The organism is Mucilaginibacter sp. A3364, assembly GCF_059690715.1.
The window spans coordinates 341361-360404 of record NZ_JCAWED010000001.1; the positions used below are offsets into that span (position 1 = coordinate 341361).

The 19044-nt window shown below is 44.3% G+C and carries 21 protein-coding genes; 14 read left to right on the forward strand and 7 right to left on the reverse strand.

Annotated elements, in window-relative coordinates:
* Positions 1-116: 116 nt before the first annotated feature.
* The 11 genes from AC59JT_RS01400 (at position 117) to AC59JT_RS01450 (ending at position 7334) form a co-directional block, all read left to right on the forward strand.
* Positions 117-1133 (forward strand): COX15/CtaA family protein, encoded by a 1017-nt coding sequence (locus AC59JT_RS01400; protein ID WP_497395378.1) that lies wholly within the window; start codon positions 117-119, stop codon positions 1131-1133.
* Complete coding sequence (cyoE, locus tag AC59JT_RS01405) at positions 1130-2026, forward strand: heme o synthase (RefSeq protein WP_497395380.1); 897 nt, start codon at positions 1130-1132, stop codon at positions 2024-2026. Before AC59JT_RS01400 ends, cyoE begins: the two co-directional genes overlap by 4 nt.
* On the forward strand, positions 2023-2604 hold the full coding sequence (locus AC59JT_RS01410) for a cytochrome c oxidase subunit 3 (RefSeq protein WP_497395382.1): 582 nt from the start codon (positions 2023-2025) through the stop codon (positions 2602-2604). The genes cyoE and AC59JT_RS01410 overlap by 4 nt, the downstream gene beginning before the upstream one ends.
* 22 nt (positions 2605-2626) lie before the next feature.
* A complete protein-coding gene (locus AC59JT_RS01415) occupies positions 2627-3355 on the forward strand; it encodes a cytochrome c oxidase subunit 3 (protein ID WP_497395384.1) in 729 nt (242 codons plus the stop codon).
* 22 nt (positions 3356-3377) lie between these two features.
* Positions 3378-3722, forward strand: coding sequence for a cytochrome C oxidase subunit IV family protein (locus AC59JT_RS01420; protein WP_497395386.1), 345 nt, complete (start codon positions 3378-3380; stop codon positions 3720-3722).
* Positions 3722-4423, forward strand: coding sequence for an SCO family protein (locus AC59JT_RS01425; RefSeq protein ID WP_497395388.1), 702 nt, complete (start codon positions 3722-3724; stop codon positions 4421-4423). Before AC59JT_RS01420 ends, AC59JT_RS01425 begins: the two co-directional genes overlap by 1 nt.
* Positions 4424-4545: 122 nt before the next feature.
* The gene (locus AC59JT_RS01430) at positions 4546-5118 is read left to right on the forward strand and encodes a DUF420 domain-containing protein (protein WP_497395390.1); all 573 of its coding nucleotides are present in this window, start codon (positions 4546-4548) and stop codon (positions 5116-5118) included.
* 17 nt (positions 5119-5135) lie between these two features.
* Positions 5136-5411: a hypothetical protein gene (locus AC59JT_RS01435; protein WP_497395392.1), complete on the forward strand. Its 276-nt coding sequence runs from the start codon at positions 5136-5138 to the stop codon at positions 5409-5411.
* Positions 5412-5421: 10 nt separating this feature from the next.
* On the forward strand, positions 5422-5829 hold the full coding sequence (locus AC59JT_RS01440) for a DUF983 domain-containing protein (RefSeq protein WP_497395394.1): 408 nt from the start codon (positions 5422-5424) through the stop codon (positions 5827-5829).
* On the forward strand, positions 5807-6472 hold the full coding sequence (locus AC59JT_RS01445; RefSeq protein ID WP_497395396.1) for a DUF2461 domain-containing protein: 666 nt from the start codon (positions 5807-5809) through the stop codon (positions 6470-6472). The genes AC59JT_RS01440 and AC59JT_RS01445 overlap by 23 nt, the downstream gene beginning before the upstream one ends.
* 13 nt (positions 6473-6485) lie before the next feature.
* Positions 6486-7334, forward strand: a complete 849-nt coding sequence (locus AC59JT_RS01450) for an OmpA family protein (RefSeq protein WP_497395398.1) — start codon at positions 6486-6488, stop codon at positions 7332-7334.
* Between the two features lie 72 nt (positions 7335-7406).
* Here AC59JT_RS01450 and rfbC read toward each other — a convergent pair whose 3' ends face one another.
* Genes rfbC through AC59JT_RS01465 form a run of 3 tightly spaced genes read right to left on the reverse strand, consistent with a single transcriptional unit; the run spans position 7407 to position 10097 of the window.
* Positions 7407-7955 (reverse strand): dTDP-4-dehydrorhamnose 3,5-epimerase, encoded by a 549-nt coding sequence (gene rfbC, locus AC59JT_RS01455; RefSeq protein WP_497395400.1) that lies wholly within the window; start codon positions 7953-7955, stop codon positions 7407-7409.
* Positions 7956-7958: 3 nt separating this feature from the next.
* Positions 7959-8261 (reverse strand): DUF4286 family protein, encoded by a 303-nt coding sequence (locus tag AC59JT_RS01460; RefSeq protein WP_497395402.1) that lies wholly within the window; start codon positions 8259-8261, stop codon positions 7959-7961.
* 21 nt (positions 8262-8282) lie between these two features.
* Positions 8283-10097 (reverse strand): tetratricopeptide repeat protein, encoded by a 1815-nt coding sequence (locus AC59JT_RS01465; protein ID WP_497395403.1) that lies wholly within the window; start codon positions 10095-10097, stop codon positions 8283-8285.
* Between the two features lie 238 nt (positions 10098-10335).
* Between AC59JT_RS01465 and AC59JT_RS01470 the strand changes: the two genes are divergently transcribed.
* The 3 genes from AC59JT_RS01470 to AC59JT_RS01480 are packed head-to-tail and all read left to right on the forward strand — an operon-like array spanning position 10336 to position 14496.
* A complete protein-coding gene (locus AC59JT_RS01470; protein ID WP_497395405.1) occupies positions 10336-12147 on the forward strand; it encodes an alpha/beta hydrolase family protein in 1812 nt (603 codons plus the stop codon).
* 9 nt (positions 12148-12156) lie between these two features.
* A complete protein-coding gene (locus AC59JT_RS01475) occupies positions 12157-13803 on the forward strand; it encodes a sensor histidine kinase (RefSeq protein WP_497395407.1) in 1647 nt (548 codons plus the stop codon).
* A 3-nt stretch (positions 13804-13806) separates the two neighbouring features.
* On the forward strand, positions 13807-14496 hold the full coding sequence (locus tag AC59JT_RS01480; protein ID WP_497395409.1) for a response regulator transcription factor: 690 nt from the start codon (positions 13807-13809) through the stop codon (positions 14494-14496).
* Between the two features lie 188 nt (positions 14497-14684).
* Here AC59JT_RS01480 and AC59JT_RS01485 read toward each other — a convergent pair whose 3' ends face one another.
* From AC59JT_RS01485 to AC59JT_RS01500, 4 genes are read right to left on the reverse strand one after another with little or no spacing between them, the layout of a single operon-like run.
* Positions 14685-15308, reverse strand: a complete 624-nt coding sequence (locus AC59JT_RS01485) for a class I SAM-dependent methyltransferase (protein WP_497395411.1) — start codon at positions 15306-15308, stop codon at positions 14685-14687.
* Entirely contained in the window at positions 15309-16187 is an 879-nt protein-coding gene (locus AC59JT_RS01490) for a UbiA prenyltransferase family protein (protein ID WP_497395413.1), read from the reverse strand.
* Between the two features lie 36 nt (positions 16188-16223).
* Positions 16224-17507 carry a metallophosphoesterase gene (locus tag AC59JT_RS01495; protein WP_497395415.1) on the reverse strand — a complete coding sequence of 428 codons (1284 nt, stop codon included), beginning with the start codon at positions 17505-17507 and terminating at the stop codon, positions 16224-16226.
* Positions 17508-17522: 15 nt separating this feature from the next.
* The gene (locus tag AC59JT_RS01500) at positions 17523-19025 is read right to left on the reverse strand and encodes a sigma 54-interacting transcriptional regulator (protein WP_497395417.1); all 1503 of its coding nucleotides are present in this window, start codon (positions 19023-19025) and stop codon (positions 17523-17525) included.
* Positions 19026-19044 lie beyond the last annotated feature (19 nt).

Below are 19044 nucleotides of genomic sequence, written 5' to 3' on the forward strand. Positions count from 1 at the left end.
ATGCAATCATTTTCAAATCTTCAAATCTTCAAATTAATAAAAGGGTACCCTATTTTGTTAGAGATATATCGATGAGCAAAACCACGTCTAAGAGCAAATTTCAAACCTTCAATCTTTTGAGCATCATCCTGCTGTTTGTTTTGATACTGGCAGGTGGCGTAGTGCGCAGCAGCGGCTCGGGGATGGGGTGCCCGGATTGGCCAAAATGCTTCGGAAGATATATACCACCGGTAAGCGTTAACGACCTGCCCGCTGACTACAAACAGAAGTATGTAGAAGGCCGCATGAAAAAGAACGAACGCTTTGCCCATACTTTAGATGTTTTTGGTTATACCGATCTGGCGAAACGCCTGCGCGAGGACAAGTCAATACTTATCCCCGAAGAGTTTAACGCCGCCCGCACCTGGACCGAGTATGTGAACAGGCTGATAGGCGCAGCATCGGGCATATTTTTATTGTTAACCGCGTTTTTCTCATTCAGCTATCGCGACAGCAACAGGCTGATACCTTTTTTAAGCATTTTTAATTTGGTGCTGATAGCTTTTCAGGCTTGGTTAGGATCTATCGTGGTATCAACCAACCTGGTTGCCTGGATCATTACAGTACACCTGCTTTTAGCGTTAGCCATACTGGCTATCTGCATCGCTACCTACCATTTGGCAAGGGTAGCAGGCCGACCTGCTTTACGTGTTAACGCCGCTACGCAGATATTAACCATAGCAGCCCTGGTACTAACCACCGCCCAGATAACCTTTGGTGCCGAAACGCGCGAGAAAATTGACGCCGTATCAAACCGTTTACAAGGCGGCTACCGGTCAACATGGATCCAAAATGCAGGCGATGTGTTTACGCAGCACCGCGATGTGGCAGTAGCTGTTTTGATATTGAATATTTTATTATACCTGCTGGTACGCCGTGGCTTTAACCGCCACTCGTTACAACAGCAGATCATGAGTTTTACATTTTTGATGATAGCCTTGCAAATGGTTACCGGTATAGCGTTATCATATTTTGCTTTGCCGCCGGTGGCGCAGGCAACACATATATTATTGGCCAGCCTGGTGTTTGGCGCGCAGTTTTATTTGCTGTTGAATTTATACAGATCAGTTAGTACACAGGGAGGGGCACGATGAAGTTTAGCGATTTTTCAAAACTGATCAAGTTCCGCCTTACTTTTTTGGTAGTGTTCTCGGCATCTATATCGTTTATCATCGCCGTAAAAGCTAATGGCGGCAATACCTGGGGATCGCTTTACAGCGCCACCATGTGGATAAACTGGCTGAAACTGGTAGCCGGCGGCTTTTTAGTAACCGCTGCCGCTAACTGCTTTAACGAAGTAATAGAGGTTGACCTAGACAAACTGATGAAGCGCACCATGGACCGCCCAATGCCCGCCGGCCGTATGACTACAGGCCAAGGCTTAGTGCTAGGATTAGGAATGGGTATAGCAGGCACCTATTTGCTAGGTACGCTAAACTTATTAACGGGTTTACTATCGGTGTTCTCTATCATATTATATGCATTCGCTTACACACCGCTGAAACGCAAATCGCCTATAGCGGTGTTTGTTGGTGCCATACCGGGCGCATTGCCTGCCTTGATAGGTTACGTTGCGGGGCAGCCACATGGCCGCATTGATGAGATCGCTTTGATATTATTCTCCATACAATTTGTATGGCAGTTCGTTCATTTCTGGGCCATTGCCTGGGTATTGGATGATGATTATAAACTGGCCGGTTTCCGACTGTTACCTACACAAAAACGTGACAGAGGAAGCGCCGTAATTACCGTTATATTTGCCGTGATTTTGGTACCGGTAAGCTTGCTGCCAACTATTTATGGTTTCGGCGGTTACTTTGTAGGCGGCGTATCGTTAGTATGCAGCCTGTACTTTTTATACCAAGCCATTATGCTGCTGCGTACTCTGCAAATACCCGAGGCACGCAAGCTGATGTTCGGCTCTTTTTTTTGGTTGCCGGTTGTGCAACTCATGTTTTTATTTGATTTTATAGAGAAGGTGAAATGATGGCACAGATACAACAAACAGAAGATAAACAAAACCTGGGCGCCAAAAGGTTTAACATGTGGATATTCATATTCACATCGTTCATGTTCTTTGCGGCATTAACCAGTGGTTTTATTGTATATATAGGCGGAAAGGACCATGCTTTAAATACGGTATTGCCAAGTGCTTTCAGATACAGCACGCTGGTGATCATATTAAGCAGCGCGACCATGTACCTTTCATCGCGCGCCGCGAAACAATTACAGTTTGAAAAGCAAAGGCTTTTTTTATTACTAACCATAGCGTTAGGTATAGTGTTCTTTATAATCCAGGTATATGGCTGGGGGCAGATGATTAAAAACGGCATTTATTTTATTAATGCCAACGCGGCCCAGTCATTTGTATATGTGTTTACCTGGGCACACCTTTTACACATTATAGCCGGGGTTTTACTGTTGGGTTACACCTATTATTTAAGTGCCAGCAACAAGCCACAGGTTAAAATTTTACACAATATGCAGTTATCCTCTATTTTTTGGCATTTTGTCGATATTATATGGATTTATCTGTATGTTTTTTTACTTTTGAACCAATCTTAAAAACACTTTTAAGCTAAAACAAATGAGTGCTACAGTATCAAAAATTGATGAATTAAAAGACACACCATGGTCGGGCGGTCAATCACCGTTTAAAGTTGAGTATGGTAAAATGATGATGTGGTTTTTCCTCCTTTCGGATGCGTTTACCTTTTCGTCATTACTGATCTCTTACGGTGCATTACGCTTCGGGGCAACTACCTGGCCTGCTGCCGATAAAATTTTCCAATCAGTACCGCTAACCAGCATTGAGCATGGCGCGCCACTGGTATTCGTAGGTATCATGACGTTTATCCTCATCATGAGCTCGGTAACCATGGTATTGGCTGTTGAGGCCGGTCACCGTAACTCTAAAAAAGAAGTTATTAACTGGATGATCTTAACCGTTATTGGTGGTTTCATGTTTTTGGGTTGCCAGGCTTTAGAGTGGACACACTTACACCACGAAGGTTTTTGGTGGGGAAGTATCCCGAAAGACGCGCACACGTTAAAAGAGTTTTTCAATGGCGAACCGGGCGCAATTGCACAGCAAGTTACAGCGCAGCAGTTTGCCAACCTGTTCTTTACCATTACCGGTTTCCACGGTTTCCACGTATTCACGGGTGTTATCATCAATATTATCATCACCATTAACGTATTGTTTGGTACTTACGAGAGACGCGGAAGCTACCTGATGGTTGAAAAAGTAGGTCTTTACTGGCACTTTGTGGATCTGGTTTGGGTATTCGTATTTACCTTCTTCTATTTAGTTTAATTACATTAAAAGATATATCATTATGTCATCACATACATCAGAAGCACACGAAGGACACGAGCACGGCGAAGGCATGAGCCGTGGCGCTATATGGAAAGTGTTTTTCATCCTGTTAGGTATTACCGTTATCGAGTTCTTTATCGCTCTTTACCTGGTGCCTGGCGGTCACCTGGATATAAAAATTGCCAACCCTATTTATATTGTATTAACGCTGGCTAAAGCGTTTTATATAGTAGCTTACTTTATGCACTTAAAGTTTGAAAAAGTAGGCCTGATCTATTCGATAGCAGTGCCTGTTTTGTTCATCATCGGTTTGATCCTGGTATTGACTAACGAAAGTCACCACTGGTTGAGCCTGAAGCTATAATGAAGAAATCAAGCCTCGCAAAAAAGGTTATGATCCTGGCAGCCATACTAGCGCTGCCAGGATTTTTATATTATTTACTAACCGTAGGCGGAAAAAACAGGTATAAACCATTGGCATTTTATGGCCCCAAACAAGTGGCAAAAACCTTCCACAAGTTTCACGGCAAGCAGATACCCGATACCATTTATCACCATCTGCCCGGGTTTAGTTTAACCGATCAGAACGGTCAGCACGTTACCGATACGAGCTTGAGCAAGGGCATATTTGTAGCAGGCTTTTTTTATACCCACGATAAAGGTGTAAGTAAAACTATCAACGATAATTTGAAAGCCTTGTTATCCGAGTACAAAAAGAACGGCATGGTTACTTTCGTATCCATCACGGTTGACCCGGAACGCGATGGTGTTGAAGCGCTTAAACAGTACGCTCAAAAATACAACGCGCCAAATGTTAACTGGCTGTTTTTAACCGGCGATACCTCATGCATTTACCCACTTGCCCGTAAAGGCTTTTTGGTAAACGCGTTTAACGCCGGCAACGGTAATTTTATTTACAGCGATAAGCTGATATTGATTGACAAAGAAAAACGCATACGCGGTTATTATTCCGCGGCAGCTGATAAAGAAATAGCCCGCCTTGACGACGAGCTGAAAGTATTAATAGCCGAAGAACTGCGTAAGAAAGAAAAACCGCTCTACTAGAGAGCCAATGATCAAGAACCAAGAGTCAAGATTTTTTGGTGGCTACAGCCAGGTTTCGAATTAGAAATAAATAACAAATAAGATGTCTTGATTCTTGGCTCTTGACTCTTGATTCTATCCCGATGACTGATAAATTTATATTCCGTTTCGTAGCTGTTGTAACCATTGTAGTAGTACTGGTAGTGGTGATTTTACAAAGCAAAATAATTCCTTCGCCGGCAGTAATGCCATCTTTTACAAAATATCTGCCCGCTTTAAACGCGTCTATCAATGCAATTTGCAGCATACTATTGATCGTCTCGTTGTATTACATAAAAAAAGGAAACATTCAAGTTCACAAAAATTTGAATGTTACTACTTTTTGCCTGTCGGCAGTTTTCCTTGTATCGTATATTCTGCTTCATTATTTAAAGCCCGACACTAAGTATGGAGATGCTGATGGAAATGGTATTGTAACGCAAAGCGAAAAGGACGCGGTTGGATCTATCAGGTTTGTTTATTATGCGATACTTTTGCCGCACATTATACTTGCTGCAGGTGTTTTGCCGTTAATATTATTGAGCTTTCACCGTGGCCTGCAAATGCAGGTGGAGAAGCACCGCAAATTGGTACGCTGGGCTTTCCCGATATGGTTGTTTGTTACCGTGAGCGGCGTGGCGGTTTACTTAATGATAAAGCCATTCTATCACTTTTAATACTTAATTTTGTACCTATGAAAGGTTTACGAATATTACTTGTACTATGTGCCTTTGGTGTAATGGTTTTAAGCGTGCAAAGCGTTAAAGCACAATGTGCCGCCTGTACCGCCAGTGTAGAAACCAACGCCAAAAGCGGTTCGCATACCACCAAGGGGTTAAACAACGGCATTATGTACCTGCTGGCCGCGCCTTACCTGGTTGTTGCTATTGGTGGATACGTATGGTACAAAAACTATCGCCGCAAAAATATAGCTATGGAAATTCGTAGCGAAAAACTGCATTTAAACTAAGCAGCCCCGCATGGCTAAAACCGGCAAACTAAGCGCTATGCGGCGTGGTAAATGCCCCAAATGCAGGCGCGGCGATATGTTTAGCGGTAGGCCCTACAGCTTAACCAGTAACAAGATCAATTTAAACTGCCCGCATTGCGGATTGTATTTTGAAATAGAGCCCGGCTACTTTTACGCAGCCATGTATGTAAGCTACGCGCTTAACGTAGGCGCATCGGTTACGCTGGCCTTATTAACCTACTTAATTACCGAAAATACTACATCCCCGTGGCTTTATTGCGGGGTTATTATTGGCGGATGCTTTATATTAGCTCCTGTAATTTTCCGGGCATCGCGCGTGTTGTTGTTGTATTGGTTATCGCCCAAAATACATTATCAAGCCTATTTAGACGTAGATGATACAAAAGCAAACCTTTGATTTTTTAGCCGACCTGGCCAATAATAATAACCGCGATTGGTTTATGGATAACAAGGCCCGCTACGAGCAGGCCCGCGAAAACGTGGTTGAATTTACCGCCGAACTGATCAAGCTGGTACACAAGGCCGATCCCGCATTGTCGCCTGACCTCGACCCCAAAAAATGCGTAATGCGTATCTATCGCGATATTCGCTTCAGCAAAAATAAAACGCCTTATAAAAATAATTTTGGTATAAGCCTGCCCACTACAGGTACTAAATTAGGCGGGGCCGAATATTACTTCCATGTGCAGCCAGGCAAATCATTTATTGCCGGTGGTTACTGGATGCCCCAGGCTGATCACCTGAAAGCCATCCGCCAGGAAATTGACTACAATGGCCACGAGTTGGTTAAGGTAATTACGCAGCCGGAGTTTGTAAAACTATTTGGCGATTTTACACAGCAGGAGGATAAGCTGAAAACCTTGCCGCGCGATTATACCGCCGACAACGAACATATTGAGCTGCTAAAGCTGAAAAGCTTTATTGTAATGCATAATTTAACCAACAAACAGTTGCTGGATAAAAATGCTGCCGAAACAGTAGCTGAACTGTGCGGTAAAATATATCCGCTTAATGTATTTTTAAGAAACGCCTTAGTTTAATAACTTAGTAACCATGAAGATCAAGTATTTATTTTTTGCCCTGTTTTTGGGAATGACCTTAAACGCATGCGTTATCCTTTCGCCCAAAAAGTATAAAGGTTTATTAGCCGAGCGCGATTCGTTAATGGCACGCAGCAGCGCGCTTGAAGAGCAAGGCCTGAAACTGGCCTATGATACCGCCGCCCTGCACCGCGAGATAGCCGCCATGAAGAAAAATCTGGCCGATATGCAAGCCAGCTATAACGGTTTGAAAAATAACTATGACGCAGCCAATACCAACCTGGCCAATACATCAAGCAAAGTAAACCAACTATCTGCCGACCTGAAAAAACGCGAACAGCGCCTGAAAGAGGTGGAGGAAATTTTGCGTAAACGCGATGAAGCAACTAACGCTTTGAAAGAGAAATTACAGAAAGCACTGTTAGGTTTCCAGCAAAATGGTTTAACGGTGGATATCCGCAATGGTAAGGTATATGTTTCTTTGACTGATAAGCTGTTATTCCCGTCGGGAAGTATTGTGATAGACGAGCGTGGTAAAGCGGCCTTAAAACAGCTGGCAGCCGTGTTAAACAAGGAAGCTGATATCAACATGGCAGTTGAAGGCCATACCGATAACAACCCGATACGTAACCTGGGACAGATAAAAGACAACTGGGATTTGAGCGTACTACGCGCCACATCAGTATCTCGCTACTTAACCGAAGTTGAAAAGATCGATCCGCACCGCATAACTGCTACCGGTAAAAGCGAATATCAGCCGATAGACCCGGCTAACAGTGCTGATGCCCGTGCCAAAAACCGCCGTATAGAAATTGTGTTGACGCCGAAACTGGATGAGTTGTATAACCTGATAACGAAATAATACAATTAGGCATAAATAAAGAAAGGCTATCCAATGCGGATAGCCTTTGTTGTTATTATATATCTTTCTGTATTAAAACGGACTTACCAGGTCTTTAAATTCCGGTAGCAGTACATCTTTTGGTGATGTCAGCACTTCATCAGCAGGTATACCCCAATCAATGTTCAGGGTTGGGTCGTTCCATATTACACCTATCTCGCAATCTTTGGCGTAGTAGTTATCAACCTTGTAAGCAAAAATGGTATCATCCTCTAAAGCAACAAAGCCATGTAAAAAACCTTGTGGTATTAAAAATTGCAATTGGTTTTCGGCGCTTAGTTCAATGGTTTCGTATTTACCATAGGTAGGGGAGTTTTTGCGGATATCAACAGCCACATCCATTACCCGGCCCTGTATTACCCTAACCAGTTTGGTTTGCGCGTGAGGATCAGACTGGCCATGCAGCGCACGTACGGTGCCTCTGCTCGAAAATGATTGATTATCCTGTACAAAATCAACATCAATACCAGCTTCGGCGAACTTGGTTTTGCTATAACTCTCAAAAAAATAACCGCGGTTATCAGTAAATATTTTCGGTTCAATTATCAGTAATCCTTCGATACTGGTTTTCTTAAAGTTCATTGTTTAATTTACTGTTTTCATTAAAGTGTTGAATAGCACAAACTTGTTTTCGAAACGCTGCGCATGGATGGCGTGCAGGTTTGGCATATGGTCTCGGCTGAAATTATTGTAGTTTTCAATTGAATCAGTAAGGTACTGAATACAATAGGTAACCCCTTCGTTAGGCGAGTTGAGCACAGTTAAAATACTGTAGCTTTTAAAGTGACCGGTTTGCATTACTTGTGGAATGTATTCAGCTTGTATCCAGCTTAACCATTGCTGATGAACGCCTTCGTCAACAATAATGGTTTCGTTGTATATGATCATACGGCAAATGTACTAATTAAGTTACAATACGCCATCAGATTTATCGCCCCTTAAAATGCGGAATCGCTTACGGGCATCATTTATCCACAAACTGCCGGGATAGTCGGTTATAATTTTTTGGTAGAAGCCTTTCGCCAGTTCTTTATCATTCAATTGATTTTCATAAATATCGCCCAACATAAACACTGCGTCGTCGGCCCAAAGTTCGGTAGGGTGGCTGTCTGCTATCTTTTTTAAATAGGTAATAGCCTCGGTGTAATTTTTTTGCTGTATGCGGATGCGTGCCTTGCTCATGGATATATCATCCTCCAAAGTATTGTTAGGGAATTTGGTGTTGATGCTATCCAGTATCAACATAGCCTTCTCAGGCTCCTGCGCAAATATCTTCATATCCGCCTGCGAATACATTTTCAAGGCCCCACCTGTACTATCGGCAGCCATATTGTCCATCAGCAATAACGAAAGATTCAGCGCATCATTAGCTATCAACTGCGTAACGGCTGCTTTCAAAACATCCAGCTGCGCTTTGGCCCATTTAAAATCGCCGGTATAGTAGGCAAATTTAGCGTTGCGGTACTTGGCATCCTGCCCCATGTTGGTGTTGGGGAATTCCTTTTCAACCTGCCCGTACAATAATGTGGCTTCCCAGGGTTGGCCGTTAAGCAGGTACACATCGCCGAGGTCAAGCTTACAGGCCGCCAACAGATCAGGTTGCATGCCGGCTATGTTTATGGCATCTTCCAGCACTTTTTGTGCCTCGTTCAATTTATGCAGTTTAAAGGCTTCCAGGTTGGCCAGCTTTTGCATGGCGAAGGCAGTGCCGGGTTTGCGGCCAAATTCGGTGAGCAGGTCAAGGTAATCTTTTTCTAAGCTTACCAGATCCTCGGGTGTATATTTGCCGGCTGTTACTTTTAGGTTTTTGGTGTTGATGAGTTCAATTTTGGCAGCTATGTAAAGCGGGTTTTCTTTGCCTTTGGCTACAATGTATTCATAGCCGCGTATGGCAGCATCATAAGCCTGGTTGCCTATCAGCGTGCGGCACAGATCGTAAATATCGCTGCCATCGCTATTGGTGCGTCGGCTTAGCGCCAGCGATTGGTTAAGCGCCTGGTCAAACTCCTTTTGCTGCAAAAACTGCCAGGTTAACAGCGTGACATAAATAACCTGTTGCGGGTCTTTTTGTATGCGCTTAAGCAAAGCAATGCGCAGCATGTCATAATCGGCCGGGCCTTCATAAACGGTCGACAGGGTATACTGAGCCTGGCTTATAAAGCCCGGGTTATTGGGTAAAAAGTTTAAATACTCCTCGGTTATGTTAACCTTATCGCGCTTAAAGCGGTAAAGGGTTATCAGTTCGTTAGTATACAGCGCGTCGTTGTTTAGTTTTTTACGGCCGGCCTGGAAAACTTTTATCGCATAATCGGCATTTGATACCTGGTAAAACTGCATAGCCAGGTCGGTGATTTCGGGTTGGCTTTCGGGCAGGTTTTTTACAAGGTTATCATATAATTCTTTCGCTTTTTCGGTACCGCCGTTTTGCGAATAAACCGCGCCCAAAGCAATAGTATAACGCGCGATCTTAGGGTATTTACGGGCCATTTTTTTGGCAACATCTTCGGCTTCGTCAAACTTTTTAAGTTCGGTAAGGGCGCTTATGTATTGGCTGTAGTAGGCGTCGTTATCCTGCTTATATAATTTCTGGTATATCTCTAAAGCTTTGGCGGGTTCGCCGTTGGTCATGTACTGGCGGGCCAGCAACAATTGCTCGTTTACCTGGGCACGTACCTGCGTAATGCCAAACGTAGCCAATAAAATAAACCAAATAATGCGCTTCATATTTGTTAAAACTAACTATAAAATTGCTAATGTTAATGCATTGAAATGCCGAATAATAATAACGTTACAATAGGGTAAAATTGTAGTGACATATTTAAATACCTTAGGTAAATTATATATTTTGACCAACATTACGCTGCATTTAATACCCATGCTTAAAAGTTTACGACTGATCACCTCGCTTTTTATAGCGTTCGCTGTTTTTTCCTGTAAGGACAAAAGGGCGAATGAAATACCTGTGAGCGAATTTTTCAAACAGCCGGAGAAGAGCTTTTATAAAATATCGCCCGATGGCAAGTATATCTCCTACATTAAAAAAAGCAAGGAGTATCACAACACCCGCAACCTATTTATCCAATCGCTGGCGGATGGTAAAGAAGTTGCCGCCACCAAACTGGACGACGGCCACGGTGTAGGCAATTACAACTGGACCTACGCTAACCAGATATTATTTACCGAGTTTTTGCCCGATGATGTACGCATTATGTACACATTGGATGTGGCCTCGTTAAAAACTACCCAGTTAATGACGGAAACCAAGGTAGATATCCGCACCCTTTACAGAACCCGCAACGAACCCGATATATATACCATAGCCATGAACAAGCGCGATACGGCAAACTATGACGTATTCCGTTTAAACGTAAAAACCGGCGAACTGAAGCCTTACCTGGTCAATCCGGGTAATGTGACGGATTGGTTCTCGGACGCTGATGGTAAGATACGGCTGGTAAAAGCATCAAACGGGGTTGACGAAACCCTGCTTTTCCGCGAAAGCGAAAACAAACCTTTTAAGCCCATCATCAAAAACAACTACCGTAACACGGTTAGGCCTATTGGTTTTACAGGGGAGAAAAATTACTTCTACGCGCTATCCAACGTTGGCCGTGATAAGGCAGCTTTTGTGGTGGTAGATGCCGATAACGGTAAGGAAGTGCGTGTTATATACGCCAGCGATAAAGTGGATATTGCCTGGGTTGACTATTCAAAAAGCAAACGTAGGGTTGATTTTGCCTCGTGGGATGATGCCAAGCCGCAAAAGCATTTTTTAAATAAGGATGTTGAGCAACTGTACAAAACCCTGGGCCAGTTAACCAACGGTAGCGAGGTTAATATTGGTGATAAGGACACGGCGGAAGCACGCTTTATTGTAAACACCTATACCGATCGTGACCGTGGCGCCGTGTATTTATACGACAGGCCAACCAATAAATTGACCAAGCTAACCTCAAACTCTGATTTGAACCCGGAGGATTTGTCGCCGATGCAGCCTATAAGCTACCATGCTACCGATGGCTTGCTGATAAACGGATACCTCACCCTGCCGCAAGGCTATGATAAAACAGACCTGCCGGTAGTGGTAATGCCACATGGCGGCCCCCTGGGCGCCCGAAACTCATGGGGCTATAATGCCGACGCGCAGTTTTTGGCCAGCAGGGGATATGCCGTGTTGCACGTAAATTACCGTGGCTCGGGCGGATATGGTAAGGCTTTTTACGCGGCCGGCTTTAAAGAAGCAGGTGGCAAAATACAGCAGGATATTACCGACGGGGTAAACTGGCTGATCACCAATAAAATTGCCGACCCAAAAAAGATAGCCATTTTTGGCCGGGGCTTTGGCGGGTTTTCGGCATTGCATGGCGTGTCATTTAACCCATACCTGTACAACTGCGCCATCGCGCAAAACAGTTTGGTAAACCTGTTTACTTACGTAAAAAACGTGCCGCCTTATGCCAAGGCCACCCTGCAACGTATGTACGAAACCGTTGGCGACCCGGAGAAGGATGCTGATAAACTACGTGCCATATCGCCGGTGTTTCACCCTGATAAACCCAAAGTGCCTATCTTTATATTCCAGGATATGAAAGATAAGCGTGCCAATATTACCGAACTAAATCACTATGTTCGTGAATTGCAGAAACGCAACGTACAGGTAACTTATATGTTAGATAACAGCGAACGCGGATCGTCGGCAGGCGAACGTAAACGTACCGAGGTGTATGCTGCTATCGAAAAGTTCCTGGATGATAATATGAGGCATAAACCTTAACGCGGGGTTATGAAATCGCCCAATAATGTTTATTTAAAAAACTACTCGCTCATTGTTGCTTTTTTAATATTAGTAACGGTTACGCTGGTGTTTGCCATTATTGTGGGGTACCGCATTACGGCGCAAAATGTTGAGAATGATTTTGCATCCAAAAAAAATAACGTTTACGAGCAAACGGTTGTATCCTACAAGGATTTTTTCTCTAACAAAATTCCCGAAATAACATCTTACTCCGGTTTGTTGGACTCGGCCTCGGCCGCTAAGTATGCCGATTCTGTTTTCAGCAATTATAACTTTGTACGGAAAATTGTTTTTTTCCAGCTAACTGTAGGTAATACCGCCGCGGCAACAAACCCTAAAAACAACCTAGCTATTAATTTAAGGGGCACTTTTCAGTTCTACCCTAAAAATGATACGCTTAAGCACTCCAAAAACGAGGCGGTTATTAACGAGAGTGATTTCAGGCAAACGGCCGATAACCTGAGCGATTTTATCGCCAACTATGATACGCTGCGGGGGCCGGGGGCTGATGAGCCTTTTAAAACTTTTTACAATATCCGCCCGGGAAAAATAAGCTATCTCAATGTACCTAACAACGAGGACCTGAAAGTATACAGCGAGATGCTGGCCAGCGGCAGGGGCAAGTCGTTTTACAGGCAAAACATGTTTGCGTTTCACCTTGATCCGCAATCGCTAAAAATAAAAAACACGCACCCTGAGCTTTACCAGAATATATCTATTAAACAGGTGGTGTATGATCCGCCGGATATCGACCACTCTAAAATTATTACCGATGAGGTAGCTTTGCTGGGCGCGATGTCGGACTATAAGCTCTATTTTTCATCCCCGCGCGATTACCTGACCGCCGAGATCAATGACCGCTTTACACCTATTGGTGTGGTTATACTGGGCGTATACTGCTTATTTGTGCTGGTGGGTTGGTTGATCTACCGTAACCTGAGCGTTAACCTTAAACTGTTTAAGCTGCAGTATGATTTCATTAACAACTTTACCCACGAGTTTAAAACCCCGGTAAGCGTTATCAAAATTGCCGGCTCAAACCTTAAGGGCGATAATGAGCTGACCGACCGGCAGCGCAAACACTATGGCAAAATACTGGATGAAGAGGCTGACAAACTGAACGAGCTGATGAATAAGCTGCTATCCTTCACGCAGCTGGAAAATAAATCTATCAAAATCAAGAAGGACAAGATCAAGATAGGGCCCTTTGTGAAGGGGTATATCGATACGTTCAAGATCAAGTATCCGCAGTTTAAGCTGGGGTATCATATTGAAGGGGTGGAGTATTTTTCGACCGATGTGGTATTGTTAGGCAGCGTATTTCAAAACCTGATAGAGAACGCGTACAAGTATTCGCACCCGCAAAATAAGGAGTTGTATATTAATATCACGCTGGAGAAGCGTACTATCGTATTCTCATTTGCGGACAAGGGCATCGGTATCCCAAAAAATGAGTTGAAAAATATATTCAGGAAATTTTATAGATTAGAGAATCAATATAACCAAAACGGCAGCGTAGGCCTGGGGCTTGCTTTTTGCAAGGAACTGGTAAACTTTTTAAATGGCGACATTGTTGTAAAAAGCAAGGTTGACCAGGGATCGGAGTTTATTGTTACGCTGCCTTACGAAAACTAAATTATGAACAAAGAGATAAAAATTGCGCTTGTTGAAGACGACGAAAACCTGCGGTTTTTAGTTGCCGAACGCCTGCAGAGCGAGGGCTATAAAGTGTTTGAAGCCGCCGACGGCGACGAAGCGGAAACCATGATACTGGCCGAGCAACCGGATATTGTGCTACTGGATTGGATGCTGCCCGGCAAACAAGGATCAGAGGTTTGTGCCAACATCCGCGCCAAAGGGTTTGATAAGGTAATCATTATGACCACCGCCAAGGAGCAGGATATTGACAAAATTAACGCCTACCAGTTTGGCGTTACCGATTATGTGACCAAGCCTTTTAACATGGATGTGTTGGTAGCACTGATCGAAAACAAGATCAAGTTTACCCTCAACAACGAGAAGAGCGAAACTTACACTTTCGCCAACATGGAGCATCATCCTAATACCCACCTGTTGATTCGCGATGGCCGCAAAATTGAGCTCACCATTTTGGAGAACCGCATTTTGCTATACTTCCTGAAAAACAAAAACAAGGTGATAAACCGCGAAGAACTGATGATGGAAGTATGGGGCTACAATGCCGATGTAAATACCCGTACGCTGGATATGCACATCGTTCGTTTACGTAAAAAGATTGAAACCAACCCGGATTATCCGCAGTACCTGCAAACCGTGCGTGGTATTGGGTATAAGTTTGCTTATGCGTGATCTGTTTAGATGATATTACGAGGCTCCTAACGGAGCCTTTTTTGTTGTTCTGTGTTGCTATAAACACGTGGCTCCTAACGGAGCCGTTTTAAGGCGAGAATTCAAAATAATAGCTAACATATCGCTCTATTAGGAGCGCCGTGTTTATAGAAATGATATATTGAATTAGGACTCCGTAGGAGTCTCGTTTATAAAAGCAACTTCATCACCCGTGCCACCACAAAATCCCCATAAAACCTTTTCTCACTCTTTACCCCGTACTCATACCGCGCAAACTCCGCATTAACATCCGGCAGCGCCGATGATTCTATCCCGCATAAAACCCTGAAAAATAACAGCATGGTTTTAAGCATAGCGGCTTGCCACCATTTATCCGTAGGTTCAAAATCGGCATATAGCCAAAGGCCCTGGGGTTTTAGTTGCTGGTGCAGGTGGGCAAATACCTTTTTCATGGTAGTATCCAAAAAGCTATCGAAGAGGAAAGCGGTGATGACAACATCATAAGGTTCATTCGCAGTTATTTCTTCTACAGGTTTATTGACGAAAACCACGTCGTTATTTCCTAAATTTCGCTTTTTTGCTTGCGCGATCATATTGGCAGATACTTCAGCGTATGTGATCTTTAGTCCTGTGGGTTGTAATCGCGCTAGCTCATCCAGTATCCAGCCGGTACCGCCGCCCGCTATAAGGATGTTGCTGTTTGGGGGGATATGTTGCAGCAGGTAAACCTGTGCCTCAATGATAGCTTTGCCATAAACTACGCGCGATAACCGGTCGTAAAACCAGGCCGAGTTATCGTAGTTGGCGGCCATTTAAAATATTAGGTTAAAGGCAACCAGCATTACATATTGTAATATCAGCACCCCATCAAGATATACAAAGTAATAGTATTCGTCCTTTTTCCAATCCGACTCAAAAATCAGCCAACCGGCCAAAAATGCGGTGATGGATAGTGCCCAGAAATCAATATTAAAACCATGGCTTTTAAACAGGAACAGCAGTATAATATATCCGCCAAGTAAAAACTGGCAAAAAAGGTAAGCTTTCTTTTCGCCTATCATTACCGGGATGGTTTTTAAGCCCGATTTACGGTCCTCAAACAGGTCGCGAATGTCAAATGGTACCGTTAGCGCTGCTATCAATAAAAAACGCTTGGCAAGCAGGATAACCGTGTCTCGCATGGATATGTCGGTAAGGTGCATGTCCTGCGCCTCCAGTATGGGTAGTAACACGGTGCTGCCCGTCCATACCAGGGTAATTAAAAATGGTTTTAGGCCGGGTATGTTGCGTAAACCAAATTTCTGATCGCCTATGGTAAACAAGGGTAAACTATAAGCGAACGACAGGACTGCCAGGAATATCAGCAATAACCTTGAGCCCATCGAGATCATGAAAAACAGCGGCACCAGTGCCAAAATAGTGATGATAGTAATAGTGATCATCAGCCGTTCGTGCGCGAAGAACCAACGCACCCGCACCCAAGGCGATTTTTGCGGCTCTTTGGGCTTGGTAAGCAATATAGAAAAATTGTAAATGCCGATAGTTGAGGTAAACAACAGGCCCAGCACCAGGTTTACCGGTTTGGCGCCAATTAAATGCAGCGTAACCATTGCCTGCGCGACAGCGCACACCGCCATAAAAACATTACTGAACAACAGGAAATCAATAACCGACTTAAAGAGTTTTTTCATTCGTGTGGTATATGGTTACCGGCCCCTTACTTCGGTTTATGTTTTGGTAAGCGCGGGGTTATGGGCAGATCGCAGTTCAAATATCGTAATCTCGGGCAATATTCCAACCCTGCCGGGGAAACCTAAAAAGCCATAGCCCGTGTTTACATATATTTGCTGGTGGCCTTCCTGGTAATGGCCGCCCCATTCTTTGTACACATATTGCACCGGGCTCCACTGAAAATCATCGGTTCGCACGCCAAATTGCATACCATGCGTATGGCCGGAAAACATCACATCTATCTGCGGATATTTTTGCAATATTTCCGCCCGCCAGTGCGATGGATCGTGAGATAACAGAAGTTTTACGGGCAAATCATCGGTACCTTGCAGGGTAGGTTCCATTTTGCCATATTTAGGGAAGCGGGTCAATTCGCCCCAGTTTTCGCAGCCTAAAATACCTATTTCTTCGCCACCAACTTTAAAGCGTAGGTTTGCATTGCGTAGCAGATGCCAGCCCATGTTTTTGTGCGTGGTAACCAGGTCGGCCAGGTTTTTTGTTTTTGCCTGCGGCGATGACCAATCAGCGTAATCGCCATAATCATGGTTCCCAAAAACAGAATAAACGCCCAGTGGCGCTTGCACTTTGCTGAAAAGATCTTGGTAGTCGCGCATCTCGTTGGTGCGGGCATTCACCAAATCGCCGGTAAAGAAAATGAAGTCGGGCTTTTCTTTAAGCAGCAGATCAACACCACCTTTAACGGCTGTTTTATTGTAGAAGCTGCCCGAATGGATATCGGAGATCTGCCCCAACTTTATGCCATCAAAAGCTTTAGGCAGGTTAGGCAGATACAAAGTTTGCCTGCGCACGCGGTAATCATAAGCGCCGGAGATAATGCCGAAGCCTATACCGGCTAAAGGTAGAGCACCGGTGATCAGCCCCGCTTTCATCAAAAATTCTGAGCGGGGTATGGCGTCTTTTTTAGTTTCGGTAGTGGCCGGCTTTAATGGGTTTTGTTTGCTGCCGCGATGGGTGACCCAGGTAATGAGTCGGCGGATATCATCAATTAAAATAAAGGGCAAGAAAGTAATTTTGATGATGCTGAGCACAAAAAATATCAGCAAAAATCCGGCGCGGAAACCTACCGGGATCTTCAGGTAAATGCTAATAATAGTGCTTACAATAACAAAAACCGAGAACGCGTAATATACCGCGTTGAACCAGTTTTTATTGACAAAGGCCCGTTTTTTAAAAGCGGCGGTAAAGCCGCGTTTTACATAAACATCCAACAGGAAAAGCCCCGCGCCCAGCAAAAAAATGGTAAAGAGTTGTTTGTACATTAAAGCCCGGTTTTATTAGTAACGATCGTCGTCCAGATCGTCATCATCATCGGGCTGCAAATTAAACAAACTGTTAAACATATCCGAAAACGCGAAGCCATTATCCAGGAAACCTTTGCTCAGCTGCGAGAATTCGGCCAGGCCGTGTAGTACAAACTCCATCAATATCAGCTGCTGGCTTTCGGCCAGGCGCGGGTGGAACTGTTTGATCAGGTCTTTTAGTCCATCAACACCGTTCAAGGCTTTTTTGTATTCGGCCAGCGGCAGGTCGTCAATAACGGCTAGTGTGTTGCCATCGCTAAACCAGTTGATGATCTGGGCGTATGGGTTTGGCGCTTTGGCTTTCTTGGTTTTCTCCGGGTCCGGGAAATATTTTAATAGCAGGCCTTTTACGGCTTTGCCGATGAGGATATTGGCCACTTTTGCCGGGCCTTCCAGTTCGCCTTCGTAAACCAGCTCTATTTTACCGGTGATGGCCGGAATAACGCCCAGGAAATCCGAGATGCGCACAAAAGTTTTGCTTTCGTGGTTGATGATCATGCGGCGCTCGGCATTACTGATCAGGTTTTCATAGGCCGAAATAGTTAAACGTGCCGATACGCCCGATTTTTTATCGATGTACTCGGAGTTACGCGCTTCGAAAGCGATCTGCTCTACCAGGTCTTTTACCAGTCCGTCAGCTTCCACATTAACGCGTTGCTCCTGCGTTAGGGATGCTTCCTGTTGAGTGATCTTACGAGAGATTTCTACCGAACGCGGGTAGTGCGTTAATATCTGGCTTTCTATACGATCTTTTAACGGCGTTACTATGGAGCCACGATTGGTGTAATCTTCCGGGTTGGCAGTGAATACGAATTGAATATCCAAAGGCAGGCGCAGTTTAAAACCGCGGATCTGGATATCGCGTTCCTGTAAAATATTGAACAGCGAAACCTGGATACGTGCCTGCAGATCGGGCAGCTCGTTGATAACAAATATGCCACGGTGTGCGCGTGGTATCAGGCCGAAGTGGATAACCCGCTCATCTGAATAGGTTAGCTTCATGGTGGCCGCTTTGATCGGGTCGACATCGCCAATCAGGTCGGCAACAGTAACATCGGGAGTAGCCAGTTTCTCGGTGTAGCGTTCGCTGCGATGGATCCAGGCTATAGGGGTATCGTCACCCTTTTCCTGGATAATATTATGCCCGAACCAGGAAATAGGCGCCAATGGATCGTCAAACAGTTCTGATCCTTCAATGTAAGGCACATATTCATCCAGCAGGTTAACCAGCAACCGCGCGATACGTGTTTTGGCCTGCCCACGTAAACCCAGCAGCAATATATTATGGCGCGATAAAATTGCCGTCTGCAGATCCGGTATTACCGTATCCTCAAAACCGATGATGCCTTCAAAGCCACCTTCTTCTTTCTTTTGTAACTGCGTGATCAGGTTGCGACGAAGCTCGTCTTTTACTGATTCGCTTTTGTAGCCTGAAGCTTTAAGCTGGCCTAATGTTTTTATATCTAGTTTAGTCATAGTCAATTTAATTTGAGGA